The sequence below is a fragment of the Pedococcus sp. NPDC057267 genome (assembly GCF_042668795.1).
Taxonomy (GTDB): Bacteria; Actinomycetota; Actinomycetes; order Actinomycetales; family Dermatophilaceae; genus Pedococcus.
The window spans coordinates 20,677-37,734 of sequence record NZ_JBHUYG010000034.1; the positions used below are offsets into that span (position 1 = coordinate 20,677).

Below are 17,058 nucleotides of genomic sequence, written 5' to 3' on the forward strand. Positions count from 1 at the left end.
CTGGCCGCATGACCACACCCCTGCTCGTCCCCTTCAGCCACGGCGAACGCGGCATGGCCGACCTCCTCGGAGGCAAGGGCGCCAACCTCGCCGAGATGACGCGGCTGGGCCTGCCGGTCCCGCCCGGCTTCACGATCACGACCGAGGCCTGCCGGGAGTACCTGCGCACCGGGCACCGGCCCGAGGAGCTCGACGGGCTGGTCCGCCAGGCGGTCGTGGCGCTCGAGCGCTCGACCGGCCGCACGTTCGGCGAGGGTGACCAGCCCCTGCTGGTGTCCGTCCGTTCCGGGGCCCGCTTCTCGATGCCCGGGATGATGGAGACGGTCCTCGACGTCGGGCTCAACGACGCGCTGGCCGAGCGGCTCGCCCAGCGCCAGGACCCGCGGTTCGTGTGGGACTGCTACCGGCGGCTCGTCGAGATGTACGGCCGGACCGTGCTCGGGGCACCTGCGTCGGTCTTCGACGCCATGCGGTCGGAGGTGCTGGCCGCCCACGGCGTCACCTCGCCGGCCGAGCTCGACGCCACCGGCCTGCGGGCCCTCGTCCGCCGGTACCGCCGGGCGCTCGTGGCGGAGACGGGCGAGGACCTGCCCCAGGACCCGTGGGCCCAGCTCACCGGCTCGATCGACGCAGTCTTCAGCTCGTGGAACAGCCCGAGGGCCCGCCTCTACCGAAGCCACGAAGGAATCCCGGACGACCTCGGCACGGCGGTCACGGTGATGCAGATGGTCTACGGCAACACCGGCCCCCACTCCGGGTCGGGCGTCTGCTTCAGCCGCAACCCGGCCACCGGGGACGCCGCCCCGTACGGCGACTACCTGACCGACGCCCAGGGCGAGGACGTCGTCAACGGCAGCCGCGCGACCGTGCCGCTCGCCCGGCTCGCCGACCTCGAGCCGACGGCCCACCGCGAGCTGATGTCGCACCTGTCCACGCTGGAGAAGCACTACCGCGACCTGTGCGACGTCGAGTTCACGGTCGAGGACAGCCGGCTCTGGATGCTGCAGACCCGCGTCGGCAAGCGCAGCCCGGCGGCGGCGTTCGTGCTGGCCGCCGACATGGCCGAGGAGGGCCTGATCACCGAGGACGAGGCGCTGGTGCGGGTCGACGGGCACCAGCTCGAGTCGCTGCTCCACGCCCGGTTCGACGTCCCGGAGGGGACCTCGCCGCTCGTGACCGGCCTGCCCGCCAGCCCGGGTGCCGGTGCGGGGGCCGCGGTGTTCGACTCCGCCACGGCCGTGGAACGGCGCGCCGCCGGCGAGGACGTCGTCCTGTTCCGCACCGAGACCAGCGCCGAGGACCTGCCCGGCATACTCGCCTCCATCGCCGTGGTGACCGCCCGCGGCGGCCTGGCCTCGCACGCCGCGGTGGTCGCCCGCGGGTTCGGCCGCACGTGCGTCACCGGTGTCTCCGACCTCGTCGTCGACGAGGACGCCCGCGAGGCGCGCACCACCACCGGGCACGTCGTGCGTGAGGGGGACCTCGTCTCTGTCGACGGCACGGCCGGGTGCGTGTATGCCGGTGCGCTGACCGTGCGGCCGAGCCCGGTCGCCGGCGGCCTCGCGGAGGGCGACGGCGCCGCGGGGACGGGTGCTCCGGCGACGACGGCGATGGCCGCCGGGACGACGCACGACGGCGTGGTGCTGCGCGCGGTGCGCCGACTGCTCGCCCACGCCGACCGCAGGGCCGCCGTGAGGGTCCGCGTCAACGCCGAGACCGCCCCCGAGGCGGCCCAGGCCCGCGCGGCCGGGGCGACGGGGATCGGGCTGTGCCGCACCGAGCACATGCTGCTCGGCGAGCGGCGCGAGCTCGTCGAGCGCGTCGTCCTCGAGTCCGGTGCGGACGAGGCACTCGCCCGGATCGAGGCCCTCGCGCTCGACGACTTCACCGGCCTGCTCCGCGCCATGGACGGCCTCCCGGTGGTGGTGCGCCTGCTCGACCCGCCACTGCACGAGTTCCTGCCCGACCCGACCGACCTCGCGGTCGAGGTGGCGCGGCTCGAGGCGACCGGCGCCGTCGTGCCCGAGGAGGTGCAGTCCCGGCTGGAGGCCACCCGCCGGTGGGCCGAGGCGAACCCGATGCTCGGGCTGCGGGGGGTGCGCCTGCTGACGGTCCACCCCGAGCTCGTCGACGCGCACGTCAGGGCGCTCGTCACCGCCGCGGCGCGACTGGCCGACGAGGGCCTCGACCCGCGTCCTGAGGTCATGGTGCCGCTGGTCAGCGACGTGGCCGAGCTCGCCTCCGCCCGCACGCACATCCTCGAGGTCGCCCGCCAGACGGCGCACGACCTCGGCTCGGAGCGTCCCGCTCCGCGGGTGGGGGTCATGATCGAGCTGCCCCGTGCGGCCCTCACCGCCGGTGACCTCGCCGAGCTGGCGGAGTTCTTCTCCTTCGGCACCAACGACCTCACGCAGACGACCTGGGGCATGTCCCGCGACGACGCGCAGGCGAGCTTCCTCACCAGCTATGCCACGAGCGGCCTGCTTCCCGAGGACCCGTTCGTCACCCTGGACCAGCGCGGCGTGGGTGAGCTGGTGCGCATCGCCGTCGACCGCGGGCGCGCGGCCCGGCCCGGGCTCGAGCTCGGCGTCTGCGGCGAGCACGCCGGCGACCCCGCCTCGATCCGGTTCCTCACCGGCTGCGGCGTCGACTACGTGTCCTGCTCGCCGCCACGGGTCCCGGTGGCGCGCCTCGAGGTCGGCCGGGCGACCGTGCTCCAGCAGGGGGTCACCGCCAGCGACAGCCGCTGAGCCATTGCTGCGGGTGGCCCTTGGTGCGGGCCGCCCCACCGGTCGGTCAGGCGTCGAGGGACAGCATGGCCCGCTCCAGCGTCTCGGCCTTCGACGCTCCCGTCGGCACCTGCGCCGCCTCGGGCCACGAGTCGGCGACAGCGGCCAGCCGGCGGCCGATCACGAGGTCGGCGTCGCTGTGCTCGTCCGGGACGTCCGCGCGCCGGAGCAGCCTGCGTTCCAGCTCCTCGGGAGTGGCCGTGCACACCAGCTCGGCGACCGGTGTCGAGGCCGCCGCGCCGACCCGTCGGAAGAGCTCGCGCTGGGCGGCCGCGGAGAACGACGCGTCGACCACCACGGTCTCCCCGAGGCCGAGCAGCACCCGGGCGCGGTCCGCCAGCGAGGCATACGTGCGCTCGGTCGCCTCGCGCGTGTAGATGCCCTCGCCGAACGCGGCCGGCGCGTGCGCCGTGGGGTCCAGGCCCATGAGTGCCTTGCGCTCCGGGTCGCTCGCCATGAGGACCGCACCGAGCCGGTCCGCGAGCCCGGACGACAGCGTCGACTTGCCGGACCCGGGGCCGCCGCCGACGAGCAGGAGCCGCACCCGCCCCCGGCGCAGGTGGGCGAGCCCGATGTCGAGCAGCTGTCGCGCCTCGTCCGCGTCGGCCCCCGAGGGTGGGCCGTGGGCGCCCGCCCTGATCGCCGCGACCTTGGCCCGCATGACGGCGCGGTATGCCGTGTAGTGGTGCCGCAGCGCGGGCGGCTGGCGCCGGCCCGAGAACTCCTCGTAGTCGTGGAGGAACCGCTGCCCCGCACCCGGGTCCCCCAGCCGCTCGAGGTCGGTCGCGAGGCAGGCCGCGTCATCCAGCACGTCCATCCACCGCAGCTCGTCCGCGAAGTCGAGGCAGTCCAGGGCCCTCGGCCCGTCCTCGAGGCAGAAGACGTCGTCGGCGAGCAGGTCGCCGTGCCCGTCGCGCACGAGGCCGGCATCGATCCTGCTCTGCAGCAACGGTTCTCGACCAGCCACGAACTCGAGCGCCAGCTGCTCGACCTGGTCGAGGAGCTCCGGCGGCACCGTGTCGACGGAGTGCTCACGCAGCCCCCGAACGTTGTCCACCCACCGGCCACGCAACGCGTCCGGGGTGCCGCAGGCGTCGACCGCGGGACCGGTGCGCGCCGTGGAGTGGAAGGCCGCGAGGTCCCGGGCGAGCTGGCGCAGCGGCACCGCGACGTCGACGCCGTCCCGCACCAGGGTGGCGAGGCGCCGGTCCTCGGGCATGCGCCGCATCACCAGCAGGTGGTCGCACACCGTCCCGTCGGGGTCGCGGACCTCGAGCGTGCCGAGGTAGACGTCGGGCGCGGTCCGGCGGTTGAGCCGCAGCTCGCGGGCGACGGCCGCCGCGCGCGAGGCCAGGGTGGTGAAGTCGAGGAAGCCGAGGTCCACCGGCTTCTTGACCTTGTACGCCCGGTCGCCGAGGAGGACGACGACGGCCGAGTGCGTCTCGCGGACCTCCGCCCCCCACTCGCCGCGGCCCGACGCCGGGTCCGGTGTCCCCTGCGTGGTCGCCACGGTCGCACCTCCTCGCCGCGTCACCGGCCGGCGGACCGGCAAGCGACCGCGGTCCGCGGTCCGGGCCGTTGTCCCCGCCCTCAGCACCAGCCTTCCGTGGTGGCCTTGCACCGGTACCGGGCCGAAGGTCCCTTTTCGGCGAACCCGACGACCGTCACCCTTCGGGAGGGCGCGGCACCGCACCTCGTCCGCCCGCAGCCCCACCGGCACGCCCCCTCGCGTGACGCCCCCGACTTTGGTAGGACAGCCATGAGGAACCTTCACGAAAGCCCAGCACGCGACGGCAGAGCTCACGAAGGGGTAGCGCCGATGCCACCGAACTCCCGCCTTGGGACGCGGATGCTCGCGCTCGCGACCGTCGGGTTCGCCGTGAACTTCTGGGCCTGGGCGCTCCTCAGCCCCCTCGGCCCGCGCTTCAAGGACGTGCTGGCGCTCAGTTCGGGCCAGCAGGCCCTGCTCGTGGCGGTGCCCGTGATCGTCGGCTCGCTCGGGCGCATCCCGGTGGGCGCGCTGACCGACCGGCTCGGTGGGAGGCTCATGTTCCCCGTGGTGTCGGTCGCGACCATCGTTCCGGTCCTGTACCTAGGGCTCGCCGGCCAGCACTCCTTCGCCGGGCTCCTCGTCGGAGGCTTCTTCCTCGGCATCGGCGGCACCGCGTTCGCCATCGGCGTGCCGTTCGTCAACGCGTGGTTCCCCCCGGAGCGGCGCGGCTTCGCAATCGGGGTCTTCGGTGCAGGCATGGGGGGCACCGCGATCAGCGCACTCACCACCGTCAAGCTGGTCAAGGGGGTCGGCGAGTCCGCCCCCTTCGTCATCACTGCAGCCGCCCTCGCCGTGTATGCCGTCATGGCGTGGCTCCTGCTGCGCGATGCGCCGGGCCGGGCGGTGCCGACGACCAGCGTCGGCACCAGGCTCGCCGCGGCGGCACGGCTTCCGATCGCCTGGCAGGCGTGCATCCTCTACGCCGTCGCCTTCGGCGGGTACGTCGCCTTCTCGGTGTACCTGCCCGCCTACCTCAAGACGGCATACGGGCTCGAGCAGGCGGACGCGGCCAACCGCATGGCCGGCTTCGTCCTCGTCGCCGTGGTCATGCGACCGGTGGGCGGCTGGCTCGCCGACCGGTTCGGCGCGGTCCCGGTCCTGGCCGGCGTCTTCGGGGTCGTCGCCGCGGGGGCTGCAGTCCAGGCGGCCACGCCGGACCTCGTCCCGGTGGGCACGGCGGCGTTCCTCGTCATGGCGGCGGCGCTCGGTGCCGGCAGCGGTGCGACCTTCGCCCTCGTCGCCCGGACCGCGCCGGCCGCCCAGGTGGGCTCGGTGACGGGACTGGTCGGCGCGGCAGGTGGGCTCGGCGGCTTCGTCCCGCCCCTGGTCATGAGCAGCGTCTACGACAGCACCGGGTCCTACGGCATCGGGCTCCTCCTGCTCGCCCTGGTCGCCGCCGGCTGCCTCGTGCTGACCCTCACCGTGGTGCGCGGCACCGCCCGCCCGAAGGAGGTGCAGACCGCCCGTGTGTGAGTACTGCGGCTGCCAGGACATCGCCGCCATCGCCGAGCTCACGCGCGAGCACGACGCCGTCGTCGCCGAGATCGCCACGGTCCGCGTGTGCGTGCGCGAGGGCGACGTCGCCGGCGCCGCAGCGGTGGCCCGGCGGATCGCCCTCATCCTCACGCCCCACACGGCCGTCGAGGAGCACGGGCTGTTCCCGCACCTCGCGCCCGAGTTCCCCGACCACGTTGCGGCCCTCGAGCGGGACCACCGGGAGATCGAGGCGGTGCTGGACCGTGCCGCGCACGGCACGCCCGAGGACCCGCAGTGGTCGGCCGAGCTCCTGGCCGCCATGGAGCGCCTGCGCGACCACATCCTCAAGGAGCAGGACGGCCTCTTCCCCGCCTCGCTGTCGATCCTCGACGAGGAGGCCTGGGCATCGGTCAAGACCGCCCGGGCGATGGCGGGATCGGCCCTCGAGCCGGGGCAGCCCGGCAGCGGTCAACCGCACGCCGCTCACCCGCACGACCACTCCGCCACCCACCAGCACGCCTGACGAGCCCAGCAGGAGGCCCGCCCGTGACCACCACCGACGACGCGACACCCGCCGGCCTCGACGGCCCGCTCGCCGAGGCCCTCGTGGGCACCAGGCGGTTCTTCACCCGGGCGGAGGTGTCGGCGGACCGGCGCACCATCCACGCCAAGGGCGGACGCGCCGGTGACGCGTTCTACCGCGACCGCTGGAGCCACGACAAGGTCGTCCGCTCCACCCACGGCGTGAACTGCACCGGCTCCTGCTCGTGGAAGGTGTACGTCAAGGACGGCATCATCACGTGGGAGGCGCAGCAGACCGACTACCCGTCCACCGGGCCCGACCGCCCGGAGTACGAGCCGCGCGGCTGCCCCCGTGGAGCCGCCTTCTCCTGGTACACCTACTCCCCCACGAGGGTCCGCTACCCGTACGTCCGGGGCGTGCTGCTCGAGATGTACCGCGAGGCCAGGGCGAGGCTCGGCGACCCCGTCCTGGCGTGGGCCGACGTCGTGAACGACCCGGAGAGGGCGAAGCGGTACAAGGCCGCCCGCGGGAAGGGCGGCCTCGTCCGTGCCAGCTGGGGCGAGGCCGCCGAGATCGTCGCCGCCGCCAACGTCCACACCATCAAGCATTGGGGGCCGGACCGGATCGCCGGCTTCTCCCCCATCCCCGCCATGTCGATGGTGTCGCACGCCTCGGGCGCCCGGTTCGTGTCGCTCATCGGCGGGTCGATGCTCTCGTTCTACGACTGGTACGCCGACCTCCCCGTGGCCTCCCCGCAGATCTGGGGCGACCAGACCGACGTGCCCGAGTCGGGCGACTGGTGGGACGCCGGCTACCTCGTCATGTGGGGCTCGAACGTCCCCGTGACACGCACCCCGGACGCCCACTGGATGGCCGAGGCGCGGTACCGCGGCCAGAAGGTCGTCGTCGTGTCCCCCGACTACGCCGACAACGTCAAGTTCGCGGACGAGTGGCTGCCTGCGGCACCCGGCACCGACGGGGCCCTCGCCATGGCGATGGGCCACGTGGTGCTGAAGGAGTTCTTCGTCGACCGGCAGGTCGAGTACTTCGAGGAGTACACCCGCCGCTACACCGACCTGCCGTTCCTCGTGTGCCTCGAGGAGTATGCCGACCGGCCCGGCACCGGCGCGGACGGCACCGGGGGCGGGGACGGCACCGGTGGCTCGGGGGCCACGGACGCTGCGGCCGTCGCGGACGGTGGGCACCCGGCATACCGGCCGGGCAAGTTCCTCACCGCGGCGGACCTCGGCGGCGCCGAGGCGCAGGCCGAGAACGCCGCCTTCCGCACGGTCCTCGTCGACGAGGTCACCGGGCAGCACGTCGTGCCCAACGGCACGCTCGGCGACCGGTTCGGCGAGCAGGGAGAGGGCCGGTGGAACCTCGACCTCGGCGACGTCGTGCCCGCGCTCAGCCTGCAGGAGACGAGCGAGGGCACCGCCCTCGTCGACCTGCCGCGCTTCGACCTGCCCCGCGGGCGGTCGGAGGTCGTGCGCCGCGGTGTGCCCGTGCGCCGGATCGCCGGGCACCTCGTCACGACCGTCTTCGACCTGCTGCTGGCGCAGTACGGCGTGGGGCGGGAGGGACTTCCGGGCAGCTGGCCCTCGGGGTACGACGACGCCGACGGGCACTACACCCCCGCCTGGCAGGAGGCGATCACGGGGGTGCCGGCGCAGGCAGTCGCGAGGATCGCCCGCGAGTTCGCGCAGAACGCGGCCGACACCGGTGGTCGCTCGATGATCCTCGTCGGGGCGGGCACCAACCACTGGTTCCACTCCGACGAGACCTACCGCTGCATGCTGCTGCTGACCACCATCACGGGGTGCCAGGGGCGCAACGGCGGCGGCTGGGCGCACTACGTCGGGCAGGAGAAGGCGCGCCCCATCACCGGCTGGGCGCAGATGGCGTTCGCGCTGGACTGGGTGCGGCCCCCGCGGCAGATGATCCAGACGGCGTACTGGTACCTGCACACCGACCAGCACCACTACGACCACTACGAGGCCGGCTCGCTCGCCGGGGCGACCGGCACCGGGATGCTCGACGGCCGCAGCACCCACGAGCTGCTCCAGCAGTCCGCGCGGCTCGGCTGGATGCCGTCCTACCCGACCTTCGACCGCAACCCGCTCGACCTCGTCGACGAGGCCGAGGCGTCGGGTCGCTCCCCCGCGGACCACGTCGTCGCCGGCCTCACCGACCGCAGCCTGCGCTTCGCGTGCGAGGACCCCGACGCCCCCGAGAACTGGCCGCGGGTGCTGATGATGTGGCGGGCCAACCTGCTCGGCTCCTCGGCCAAGGGCAACGAGTACTTCCTGCGCCACCTGCTCGGCACCGACAGCTCGGTCTCGGCACGCCCCGACCGCGACGACCTGCCCGAGGGCAAGCTCGACCTGCTCTGCACCCTCGACTTCCGGATGACCAGCTCGACGATCTTCAGCGACGTCGTGCTGCCGGCGGCCACGTGGTACGAGAAGCACGACATCAACACCACGGACATGCACCCGTTCATCCACTCCTTCAACCCGGCCATCAGCCCGCCGTGGCAGACGAGGACGGACTGGGACATCTTCCTGGCCATCGCCGAAGCGTTCCAGCCGCTGGGCGCCAAGCACCTCGGCGTGCGCAAGGACCTGGTGGCCGCTCCCCTGCTGCACGACAGCCCGGACGCCATGGCGACCCCGCACGGCCGGGTCCGCGACTGGGCGCTGGGTGAGTGCGACCCGGTGCCGGGGAAGACGATGCCGAAGCTCGTCGTCGTCGAGCGCGACTACGGCGCGGTCCACGACCAGATGGTTTCCCTCGGGCCGCTCATGGACACCCTCGGCACGGCGCAGAAGGGCGTGGCGTACGACGTGAAGCGCGAGGTCGAGTACCTCGGCCACAAGAACGGCCTGGTCCGTGGCGGCGCGGGTGACGGCCGGCCCTCGCTCAAGGACGCCCGCCACGTGGCCGAGACGATCATGGCCCTGTCGGGCACCACGAACGGTCACCTCGCCACCCAGGGGTTCAGGACCCTCGAGAAGCGCACCGGCCAGCTCCTGCACGACCTAGCTGCCGAGCACGAGGGCAAGCAGATCACCTTCGCCGACACCCAGGCCGCGCCCGTGCCCGTCATCACGAGCCCGGAGTGGTCCGGCTCGGAGACCGGGGGCCGGCGCTACTCCCCCTTCACCATCAACGTCGAGCGACTCAAGCCGTGGCACACCCTCACCGGCAGGCAGCACTTCTACCTCGACCACGACTGGATGCAGGAGCTCGGCGAGGGGCTGCCGGTCTACAAGCCGCCGCTGGACATGACCCAGGTGTTCGGCGAGCCGGAGATCGGCAGCATGAGCGAGCTCGGCGTGACCGTCCGCTACCTGACGCCGCACAACAAGTGGTCGATCCACAGCGAGTACCAGGACAACCTGTTCATGCTCTCGCTCTCGCGTGGCGGCCAGGCGATCTGGATCTCCGACAAGGACGCCGCCAAGGTCGGCATCAAGGACAACGACTGGGTCGAGGCGGTCAACCGCAACGGGGTCGTCAACGCCCGCGCGGTCGTCAGCCACCGGATGCCCGAGGGCACGGTCTACATGCACCACGCGCAGGACCGGCTCATCGACGTGCCGCTCACCGAGAAGACCGGGCGGCGGGGCGGCATCCACAACTCGCTCACGCGGATCCTGGTCAAGCCGAGCCACCTCATCGGCGGTTACGCGCAGCTGTCCTTCGCGTTCAACTACCTCGGTCCGACCGGCAACCAGCGCGACGAGGTCACGGTCATCCGCCGCCGCTCCCAGGAGGTGACCTACTGATGAGGGTCATGGCGCAGATGGCGATGGTGATGAACCTCGACAAGTGCATCGGGTGCCACACCTGCTCGGTGACGTGCAAGCAGGCGTGGACCAACCGCGCCGGCACCGAGTACGTCTGGTTCAACAACGTGGAGACGCGGCCGGGCCTGGGCTACCCGCGCACCTACGAGGACCAGGACACCTGGCAGGGCGGCTGGGCGCTGACGAGCCGCGGCCGGCTGACGCTGCGCTCGGGCAGCCGGTGGCGCAAGCTCGCGAGCATCTTCAGCAACCCGAAGCTGCCGTCCATCGAGGACTACTACGAGCCGTGGACCTACGACTACGAGACGTTGCTCAGCGCCCCGGCGCAGCAGCACTTCCCGGTCGCCCGGCCCATCTCGCTCATCACCGGCAAGCCGGTCAACGTGTCGTGGTCGGCCAACTGGGACGACAACCTCGGCGGCAGCGGCGAGAACGCCGCCCGCGACGTGATGCTCCGGGACATCACCGACAAGGTGAAGCTCGAGTTCGAGCGGACCTTCATGTTCTACCTGCCGCGGATCTGCGAGCACTGCCTCAACCCGTCGTGCGCGGCGTCCTGCCCGAGCGGCGCGATCTACAAGCGCTCGGAGGACGGCATCGTCCTCGTCGACCAGGACCGGTGCCGCGGCTGGCGGATGTGCGTGTCCGGCTGCCCGTACAAGAAGGTCTACTTCAACCACCGCACCGGCAAGGCCGAGAAGTGCACCTTCTGCTACCCGCGCGTCGAGGTCGGCATCCCGACCGTCTGCTCGGAGACGTGCGTGGGCCGGCTGCGGTACATCGGGCTGGTCCTCTACGACGCCGACAAGGTGCTCGAGGCGGCGTCCGTCGAGGACGAGCACGAGCTGTATGCCGCGCAGCGCGCCGTGTTCCTCGACCCCGACGACCCGGAGGTGCAGCGCGAGGCCGAGCTGGCCGGCATACCGCGCGACTGGGTGGAGGCCGCGCGGCGGTCCCCGGTGCACGCCCTCATCTCCCGCTACGAGGTCGCGCTGCCGCTGCACCCGGAGTACCGCACCATGCCGATGGTCTGGTACATCCCCCCGCTGTCGCCGGTCGTGGACGTGGTCCGCGACACCGGGCACGACGCCGAGGACCGGGGCAACCTCTTCGCCGCCATCGACACGTTGCGGATCCCGGTGGAGTACCTGGCGAACCTCTTCACCGCCGGCGACACCGCCCCGGTCGAGCGCGTGCTCAAGAAGCTCGCGGCGATGCGGTCGTACATGCGCGACATCAACCTGGGGCGGGACCCCGACGAGTCGATCCCGCAGGCCGTCGGCATGGACGGCGAGACGATGTACGACATGTTCCGGCTGCTGGCGCTGGCCAAGTACGACGAGCGCTACGTCATCCCGACCGCCCACGCCGAGCAGGCGCACGCCCTGGAGGAGCTGGCCACCGAGTGCTCGCTCGACTACGAGGGCGGCCCCGGGATGATGGGCGAGTCCGGGCCGTTCGGCGAGGGCTCGGGCGGGCTCACGCCGGTGGCGGTGGAGAACTTCCAGATGCTGCGCCAGCGCCAGACGGCCGACGACCTCAGTGGCGGGGCCGCTCCGGAGCCCGGTGGTCGCCTGCGCGGCCGGGTCAACCTGCTCAACTGGGACGGCAAGGGCTCTCCGCGAGGGCTGTTCCCGAAGAAGCGCCCCGGGGACGACCGGTGATGCTCGGACGTGCCCGGCGCGCTGGCGCAGCGGCCGGGCGGCTCGACGACAGGACGCTCTCCACCGCCTGGCAGGTCGTGTCGCTGCTGCTCGACTACCCGACCGAGGAGCTGCTGTCCCGCCGCCCACTGCTCGAGTCGGCAGTGGCGACGCTGCCGGCACCCGTCGCCGACCCGCTGCGCCGGTTCCTCGCCGGGGTGGGCACGACCGCGCTCGGCGAGCTGCAGCGTGAGTACGTCGAGACGTTCGACGTCACCCGCCGCTGCTGCCTCTACCTCACGTACTTCGCCCACGGCGACACCCGCAAGCGCGGACTGGCCCTGGTGCAGATCAAGCAGGCGTACCGCCGCGCCGGTGCCGAGCTCGACACGGACGAGCTGCCCGACCACCTCGGCGTCGTCCTGGAGTTCGGCGCCACGACCGACCTCGACGTCGCCTGGCGCCTGCTCCAGGACCACCGTGCCGGCGTCGAGGTCCTGCGGATCGCGCTGGCGGACAAGGAGTCTCGCTGGCACGACGTCGTGTGCGCCCTCGTCGCCACGCTGCCCGGGCTGCGCGGCGACGACGAGGAGCAGCTCGCCGCGCTCGTCGCCGCCGGGCCACCGTCGGAGGACGTCGGCCTCGACACCCAGCCGTACGCCCTCGACCCGCGACTCAACCCCCGACCCACCGAGCCGACCGGCCTCGGCCCGACCATCCCGGTAGGAGCCCCCTGATGGACACCTTTCTGTGGGTGATCGTCCCCTACACCTGCCTCGCCGTCTTCGTCGTCGGGCACTACTGGCGGTGGACCTACGACAAGTTCGGCTGGACGACCCGCAGCAGCCAGCTGTACGAGAACCGCCTCCTGCGCTGGGGCAGCCCGCTGTTCCACTTCGGCCTGCTCGGCGTCGTGGGCGGCCACGTGGTGGGGCTCGTCATCCCCAAGAGCTGGACCGAGGCCGTCGGCGTGCACGAGGGGCTCTACCACCTCCTCGCCGTCTCCCTCGGCGGCCTCGCCGGCCTGGCGACGCTGGCGGGTCTGGTCATCCTCGTCTACCGGCGCCGCACGGTCGGCCCCGTGTTCATGGCCACGACGCGGATGGACAAGCTCATGTACGTCTTCCTCGCGGCCGTGATCGTCCTCGGCATGTGGAACACCGTGGCCAGCAGCATCTTCGGCCACTACGACTACCGCGAGGGCGTCTCGCCCTACTGGCGCAGCATCTTCCTGTTCCAGCCGGACGCCTCGCTCATCGCCGACGCTCCCATCGGGTTCCAGCTGCACGCCCTCGTGGCGTTCGTGCTCTTCGCGCTCTGGCCGTTCACGCGGCTGGTCCACGTGTTCAGCGCCCCGGTGGGCTACCTCACCCGCCCGTACATCGTCTACCGCAGCCGGGACGAGGCACGCGAGGGCACGCGCGCGCCCGCCCGCGGCTGGGAGAAGGCAGGTCGGTCACGATGAGCACGGAGCACCCCGCGGACCACGCGCCCATCGACCTGCACCGGGCCGGCTCCGACCTGCTGGACCAGGCGCGCAGCCAGTCCAACGGCCACGCCTCCCGCCTGCTGGTCGGCGGCACGGCCCAGCGCGCCGTCCTCATGGCGCTCACCGAGGGCTCCGAGCTCGGCGAGCACGAGTCGCCCGCGGCCGCCACCTTCCAGGTCGTGATCGGCAGTGCGCGCCTGTATGCAGCGGGCGGCGCGTCCTGGACGGTCCGCGCGGGCGAGCTGGTCGCCATCCCCGCGGACCGGCACGGCGCGCAGGCGCTGGAGGACTGCGTCATCCTCCTCACCGTGGCTCTCGGCTGACGCGCTTCGCGCGCCGACACGCGCGAACCACGCCGACCAAGCGACCGGGCAGACCCTCACCACATACCCCCAGGGGTGTGCAGTGCGCCACACGGGACCTTGGTCTCTCCTGCCCGGACCCCTCGCACGGTGGAGTGAGTCGTGGGACCTGCACGGTGCAGGCCGCGAGAGGAGCTCACCATGCACGCCGTCGTCTATCACGGACCGGGCCGCAAGACGTGGGAGGAGGTCCCGAAGCCCTCGATCCAGGACGACACCGACGCCATCGTGCGGGTGGACGCCGTCACCATCTGCGGCACGGACCTGCACATCCTCAAGGGTGACGTCCCCGCCGTCACCGACGGGCGGGTCCTGGGCCACGAGGCGGTCGGCACGGTCGAGTCGATCGGCTCCGGCGTCAAGAACCTCTCCCCCGGCGACCGCGTCCTGGTCTCCTGCATCACCGCGTGCGGGTCGTGCCGGTACTGCCGCGAGGGCCGGTACGGGCAGTGCCTCGACGGCGGCGGCTGGATCCTCGGCCACCTCATCGACGGCACGCAGGCCGAGTACGTGCGGGTGCCGTTCGCCGACACCTCGACCTTCGCCATCCCCGCTGGCGTCACCGACGAGGAGGTCCTCATGCTGGCCGACATCGGCCCGACCGGGTACGAGGTCGGCGTCCTCAACGGGCACGTGCGCCCCGGCGACGTCGTCGCGGTGGTCGGCGCCGGCCCCATCGGCCTCTCCTCCATCATGGGTGCCAAGCTCTTCAGCCCGGCCCACGTCGTCGCCATCGACCTGGCCGGTTCGCGGCTCGACGCGGCCAAGCGGGTCGGCGCCGACGTCGTCGTGGACGCCTCGCGCGACGACGCGCTCGAGGTCGTCCGCGGGCTCACCGACGGCCTGGGCGCCGACGTGGCGATCGAGGCCGTGGGCATCCCCGGCACGTTCGAGCAGTGCGCCGCGCTGGTGCGCCCCGGCGGCACCGTCGCCAACGTGGGCGTCCACGGCAAGCCGGCGACACTGCACCTCGAGGACCTGTGGATCAAGGACGTCACCATCACCACCGGCCTGGTCGACACGTACTCGACGCCGACCCTGCTGCGGCTGCTCTCCAGCCGCCAGCTCGACCTCGGCCAGCTCGTGACCCACCACTTCCACCTCGACGAGTTCATGGACGCCTACGAGGTCTTCGCCAACGCGGCGGACACCCAGGCCCTCAAGGTCGTCCTCACGGCTCGCTCCTGAGGAGGGGACGGTCATGAAGCGCCTTCTGGTGCTCGGCGGCGGGACCGCCGGCACGATGGTCGTGAACAAGCTGCGCCGCAGGCTCGACCGCAGGTCGTGGCAGATCACCGTGGTCGACCGCGACGACGACCACCTGTACCAGCCGGGCTTCCTCTTCCTGCCCTTCGGGACGTATGCCGCGGAGCAGGTCGTGCGCAAGCGGCACCGCTTCATCCCCGACGGGGTGGACCTGGTGCTCGCCGAGATCGACCGGGTCGCGCCGGAGGAGCAGGTGGTGCACCTGCAGGACGGGCGCACCCTCGCGTACGACTACCTCGTCATCGCGACGGGCACCTCGCCACGGCCGGACCAGACGCCCGGGATGCTGGGCGAGCAGTGGCGCCGCAGCATCTTCGACTTCTACACGTTCGACGGGTCCAGGGCCCTGGCCGACGCGCTGCGCCGCTTCGACCACGGCCGGCTCGTCGTCCACGTCACCGAGATGCCGATCAAGTGCCCGGTGGCGCCGCTGGAGTTCACCTTCCTGGCCGACGCCCACCTGCGCGAGCGGGGCGTGCGCGACCGGGTCGAGCTCGTCTTCGTCACCCCGCTGTCGGGCGCCTTCACCCAGCCCATCGCCTCCGCCCAGCTGGGGTCGATGCTCGAGGAGCGCAAGATCCTCGTCGAGCCCGACTTCATGGTCGAGCGCGTCGACGACGAGCACAAGGCGCTCGTCTCCTACGACGAACGCGAGGTGCCGTTCGACCTCCTGGTCACCGTCCCGCTCAACATGGGCGCCGACTACGTGGCCCGGTCGGGCCTGGGTGACGAGCTCAACTACGTGCCGGTCGACAAGCACACGCTGCTCTCCACGAGGTTCGACACGATCTTCGCCGTCGGCGACGCCTCCGACATCCCCGCGTCCAAGGCCGGGTCCGTCGCGCACTTCGCGGTCGACCTGTTCGTCGAGAACTTCGTGGCCCACGCCGCCGGCCGGGCGATGCCGCACTCCTTCGACGGGCACGCCAACTGCTTCGTCGAGTCCGGTGACGGCAAGGGCCTGCTCATCGACTTCAACTACGACACCCAGCCGCTGCCGGGGAAGTTCCCGCTGCCGGGGGTCGGGCCGCTGAGCCTGCTCAAGGAGACCCGCGCCAACCACCTCGGCAAGCTCGCGTTCCGCTGGATCTACTGGAACGTCCTGCTCCCCGGGCGCCGCCTGCCGCTGCCCGACCGCATGTCGATGGCGGGCAAGCACGTCCCGGACGACGCGTCCACGGCCGACGCCGTGGTCCACATCTGACCACGAGAGAAGGAGAAGTCCGATGCCCGTCACGACCATCGCAGGCCACACGGTCCAGGTCGATCCCGAGGGCTTCCTCACCGAGTACGCCGAGTGGGACGAGGACCTTGCCAAGGCCCTCGCCGCCCAGATCGGCATCGACCTGACCGACGAGCACTGGCGCGCCATCCGGTTCCTGCGCCAGGACTTCGCCGACCAGGGCGAGACGGCGACGCTGCGGCGCATCAGCACCGTCGGCGGCATACCGGTCAAGCAGCTCTTCGCCCTCTTCCCGCAGAAGCCGGCGAAGAAGCTCGCCTACGTCGCGGGCCTGCCCAAGCCCCACGGCTGCGTCTGACCGGCCGCAGCCGACCCGGACCCGTTGCACGACAAGGAGAACGCACGATGACCACCGACACGGCCCCTGCCATCATCCCCGACTTCAGCACCGAGGCCACCGCGGGACGCAAGCTCGCCATCATCTGCTCCAAGGGGAACCTCGACATGGCGTACCCGGGGCTCATCCTGGCCAACGCCGCCCTCGGCGAGGGGGTGGAGACGCACCTGTTCTTCACCTTCTGGGGCTTCGACATGATCAACAAGAAGACGATGGGCGAGCTCAAGTTCAGCCCGCTGGGCAACACGGCCACGCACATGCCGCAGGGACTCGGCGGCCTGCCGGGCATCACCCACATGGCCACGTCGCGCCTGCGGAAGTCGATCGCCGAGGTCGACGTCCCGGAGGTGCCGGAGTTCCTCCAGCAGATCGTCGACTCGGGCGGCCACCTGTGGGCGTGCCGCCTGTCCGCCGACATGAACCACCTGACGGAGGAGGACCTCTACGAGGAGGTCGAGGGCATCATCAGCGCGGCCGACTTCATCGAGAAGACCGACGGCGCCCAGCTGCTCTTCATCTGAGGGCCCGTCCGTCCGGGGGCTCCCGACCGCGGGGCGACATCCGAC

At 72.2% G+C, this 17,058-nt stretch carries 13 protein-coding genes; 12 read left to right on the forward strand and 1 reads right to left on the reverse strand.

The features are described from left to right. Positions 1 to 8 precede the first annotated feature (8 nt). Positions 9 to 2,750 carry a pyruvate, phosphate dikinase gene (gene ppdK, locus ACFUC1_RS09485; RefSeq protein ID WP_379119007.1) on the forward strand — a complete coding sequence of 914 codons (2,742 nt, stop codon included), beginning with the start codon at positions 9 to 11 and terminating at the stop codon, positions 2,748 to 2,750. A gap of 46 nt (positions 2,751 to 2,796) precedes the next feature. Here ppdK and ACFUC1_RS09490 read toward each other — a convergent pair whose 3' ends face one another. Continuing rightward, a complete protein-coding gene (locus tag ACFUC1_RS09490; protein WP_379119009.1) occupies positions 2,797 to 4,299 on the reverse strand; it encodes an AAA family ATPase in 1,503 nt (500 codons plus the stop codon). Positions 4,300 to 4,608: 309 nt separating this feature from the next. Here ACFUC1_RS09490 and ACFUC1_RS09495 point away from each other — a divergent pair, with 309 nt between their 5' ends. The 11 genes from ACFUC1_RS09495 to ACFUC1_RS09545 all read left to right on the forward strand — a co-directional run bounded on the left by ACFUC1_RS09495 (position 4,609) and on the right by ACFUC1_RS09545 (position 17,013). Beyond that, positions 4,609 to 5,814 carry an MFS transporter gene (locus ACFUC1_RS09495; protein ID WP_379119011.1) on the forward strand — a complete coding sequence of 402 codons (1,206 nt, stop codon included), beginning with the start codon at positions 4,609 to 4,611 and terminating at the stop codon, positions 5,812 to 5,814. Beyond that, the gene (locus tag ACFUC1_RS09500) at positions 5,807 to 6,340 is read left to right on the forward strand and encodes a hemerythrin domain-containing protein (protein ID WP_379119013.1); all 534 of its coding nucleotides are present in this window, start codon (positions 5,807 to 5,809) and stop codon (positions 6,338 to 6,340) included. The genes ACFUC1_RS09495 and ACFUC1_RS09500 overlap by 8 nt, the downstream gene beginning before the upstream one ends. 23 nt (positions 6,341 to 6,363) lie before the next feature. Continuing rightward, complete coding sequence (locus ACFUC1_RS09505; RefSeq protein ID WP_379119015.1) at positions 6,364 to 10,131, forward strand: nitrate reductase subunit alpha; 3,768 nt, start codon at positions 6,364 to 6,366, stop codon at positions 10,129 to 10,131. Next, entirely contained in the window at positions 10,131 to 11,816 is a 1,686-nt protein-coding gene (gene narH, locus ACFUC1_RS09510; RefSeq protein ID WP_379119016.1) for a nitrate reductase subunit beta, read from the forward strand. Before ACFUC1_RS09505 ends, narH begins: the two co-directional genes overlap by 1 nt. Then, on the forward strand, positions 11,816 to 12,532 hold the full coding sequence (gene narJ / locus ACFUC1_RS09515) for a nitrate reductase molybdenum cofactor assembly chaperone (protein ID WP_379119022.1): 717 nt from the start codon (positions 11,816 to 11,818) through the stop codon (positions 12,530 to 12,532). Before narH ends, narJ begins: the two co-directional genes overlap by 1 nt. Continuing rightward, on the forward strand, positions 12,532 to 13,260 hold the full coding sequence (gene narI, locus ACFUC1_RS09520; protein ID WP_379119017.1) for a respiratory nitrate reductase subunit gamma: 729 nt from the start codon (positions 12,532 to 12,534) through the stop codon (positions 13,258 to 13,260). Before narJ ends, narI begins: the two co-directional genes overlap by 1 nt. Further along, positions 13,257 to 13,607, forward strand: a complete 351-nt coding sequence (locus ACFUC1_RS09525) for a hypothetical protein (RefSeq protein ID WP_379119018.1) — start codon at positions 13,257 to 13,259, stop codon at positions 13,605 to 13,607. Before narI ends, ACFUC1_RS09525 begins: the two co-directional genes overlap by 4 nt. A gap of 180 nt (positions 13,608 to 13,787) precedes the next feature. Next, a complete protein-coding gene (locus ACFUC1_RS09530; protein WP_379119019.1) occupies positions 13,788 to 14,834 on the forward strand; it encodes a zinc-dependent alcohol dehydrogenase family protein in 1,047 nt (348 codons plus the stop codon). A 13-nt stretch (positions 14,835 to 14,847) separates the two neighbouring features. Further along, on the forward strand, positions 14,848 to 16,116 hold the full coding sequence (locus ACFUC1_RS09535) for an NAD(P)/FAD-dependent oxidoreductase (RefSeq protein ID WP_379119020.1): 1,269 nt from the start codon (positions 14,848 to 14,850) through the stop codon (positions 16,114 to 16,116). A gap of 22 nt (positions 16,117 to 16,138) precedes the next feature. Next, positions 16,139 to 16,453: a TusE/DsrC/DsvC family sulfur relay protein gene (locus ACFUC1_RS09540; protein ID WP_310156668.1), complete on the forward strand. Its 315-nt coding sequence runs from the start codon at positions 16,139 to 16,141 to the stop codon at positions 16,451 to 16,453. A gap of 47 nt (positions 16,454 to 16,500) precedes the next feature. After that, positions 16,501 to 17,013: a DsrE/DsrF/DrsH-like family protein gene (locus ACFUC1_RS09545; RefSeq protein WP_379119021.1), complete on the forward strand. Its 513-nt coding sequence runs from the start codon at positions 16,501 to 16,503 to the stop codon at positions 17,011 to 17,013. Positions 17,014 to 17,058: the final 45 nt, after the last annotated feature.

Bases quoted from the DNA above. Each gene is read 5' to 3' on its own strand.
- ACFUC1_RS09535 (WP_379119020.1), top strand. From the start codon at position 14,848: ATGAAGCGCCTTCTGGTGCTCGGCGGCGGGACCGCCGGCACGATGGTC.
- ACFUC1_RS09495 (WP_379119011.1), top strand. From the start codon at position 4,609: ATGCCACCGAACTCCCGCCTTGGGACGCGGATGCTCGCGCTCGCGACC.
- narI (WP_379119017.1), top strand. From the start codon at position 12,532: ATGGACACCTTTCTGTGGGTGATCGTCCCCTACACCTGCCTCGCCGTC.
- ACFUC1_RS09545 (WP_379119021.1), top strand. From the start codon at position 16,501: ATGACCACCGACACGGCCCCTGCCATCATCCCCGACTTCAGCACCGAG.
- ACFUC1_RS09540 (WP_310156668.1), top strand. From the start codon at position 16,139: ATGCCCGTCACGACCATCGCAGGCCACACGGTCCAGGTCGATCCCGAG.
- narJ (WP_379119022.1), top strand. From the start codon at position 11,816: ATGCTCGGACGTGCCCGGCGCGCTGGCGCAGCGGCCGGGCGGCTCGAC.
- ACFUC1_RS09525 (WP_379119018.1), top strand. From the start codon at position 13,257: ATGAGCACGGAGCACCCCGCGGACCACGCGCCCATCGACCTGCACCGG.
- ACFUC1_RS09530 (WP_379119019.1), top strand. From the start codon at position 13,788: ATGCACGCCGTCGTCTATCACGGACCGGGCCGCAAGACGTGGGAGGAG.
- narH (WP_379119016.1), top strand. From the start codon at position 10,131: ATGAGGGTCATGGCGCAGATGGCGATGGTGATGAACCTCGACAAGTGC.
- ppdK (WP_379119007.1), top strand. From the start codon at position 9: ATGACCACACCCCTGCTCGTCCCCTTCAGCCACGGCGAACGCGGCATG.